General features: G+C 25.2%; 2 protein-coding genes. Both read left to right on the plus strand.

Going from position 1 to position 1457, the window contains the following annotated elements; all coding sequences use genetic code 11:
* The first annotated feature begins 30 nt into the window (after nucleotides 1-30).
* A complete protein-coding gene (locus MBCUR_RS02270; RefSeq protein WP_067089695.1) occupies nucleotides 31-516 on the plus strand; it encodes a helix-turn-helix domain-containing protein in 486 nt (161 codons plus the stop codon).
* A 122-nt stretch (nucleotides 517-638) separates the two neighbouring features.
* Nucleotides 639-1400, plus strand: coding sequence for a transposase (locus MBCUR_RS02275; RefSeq protein WP_067089698.1), 762 nt, complete (start codon nucleotides 639-641; stop codon nucleotides 1398-1400).
* Nucleotides 1401-1457: the final 57 nt, after the last annotated feature.

Raw genomic sequence — 1457 nt, forward strand, 5'->3', positions numbered from 1 at the left:
TTTAAAAGCAATGTTTAACATATTATCTTTATGGCAAATAAAGTACAAAAAAAAGTTAAAAAATGTATTAAGAAAACTCGTTTGAATAAACTTATTAATAGACATCAACAAAAAGCTGATGTTTTAAAAAAATTGTTTTTTATCAGGTTTTTATATAACGGGAAAACGGTCGATGAGGCTGTGAAGTTAATGGAAATTGCATTATCTACGGGACATAGATGGTTAGATGAATGGAACGAAGGAGGATATGAAAATTTATACCCAAAATACAAAAATGGTGGACGTAAAGCTAAATTAACTGAAGAACAATTCAAAAAACTAGAGGAAATAATGATCAATGAAAGCTTTCTAAACACCCGTAAAATTCACGAAATTATAAAAAAAGAATTTAACATTGATTATTCAATGAGTAGAATACCTAAAATAGTGAAAAAACTAGGATATTCCTATAAAAAAGGATATATTTTATATTCTAAAATGCCTAGCGATGCAGAGATCATATTAAAAAAAAACTAAGATTTTACAATTTAAAAAACTGTAAACTATTTGTTTTAGACCAAGTAGCCTGTCAAAACCTTTCTAACTCACCTACAACAATTTGCAAAATATCAGAAAAAAACATACTTAGACAGAACCCTATGAGATTTTCAAGAACAGGAATAGGAGTACAATCAATAAATGGAAAGTCATACATAAGCTTCCCACCTAACTCTCGAAAAAAAGAAATGATAAAGTTTTTTATAGAATTATTACAGATAAATTCAGAAAATAGCTTCTTAATCAATAGATTATCAGAAATATTACAATATGAAGAATTAAAAATTGTTCAAATCATAGAAGAATTAGAAAAAAATGAATTTGACAATCCAGAATTAATGAATATTGTATTAAATCATGTTTTTCCTGAAAAAACTGAAAAAATGATTATAAAAGACTTGAAAAAATATGTAGAAAAACCTAAAATGTCAAAAAAATATGAAAAAGCAAATAAAAAGAAGCTTGAAGAAATGTTAGAAATAGTTTATAAAGAACTTTTAAAGCCTTTAGAAAGACTATTTAAACAAGAAATAGAAACTGTGATCGTACTAGATAACTATCCTGTTCACCATGCAACAACACTAAAACAAGCTTGCAAATACCTTAATATAACTCTTATACACTTACCTAAATACTCTCCTAAGCTCAATCCAATTGAACAAGTGTGGAGAACTATAAAAAAAGAACTATCTACAGAATTTATTGTGAACGAAGAATTTTTAATAGAAAATTTCGAAAGATTATTTTATGAAAATGTGGACAAAAAGTCATTTACAAAAAAATGGGTTGATAAATTTATTTTTGATAAAAACAATGATTTATTAATTGCAGATATGTGTGAATATGCAATTTTAGTACCATAAACATAAATTATAGTTATTTTATAATTTGTTTTTAAACTTTCCAATATAAACTATATT

This window comes from Methanobrevibacter curvatus (assembly GCF_001639295.1).
Classification (GTDB): domain Archaea; phylum Methanobacteriota; class Methanobacteria; order Methanobacteriales; family Methanobacteriaceae; genus Methanoflexus; species Methanoflexus curvatus.

What these genes read in the sequence shown, in the direction of transcription:
- MBCUR_RS02270 (WP_067089695.1), top strand. Translation starts at nt 31, where the DNA reads ATGGCAAATAAAGTACAAAAAAAAGTTAAAAAATGTATTAAGAAAACT.
- MBCUR_RS02275 (WP_067089698.1), top strand. Translation starts at nt 639, where the DNA reads ATGAGATTTTCAAGAACAGGAATAGGAGTACAATCAATAAATGGAAAG.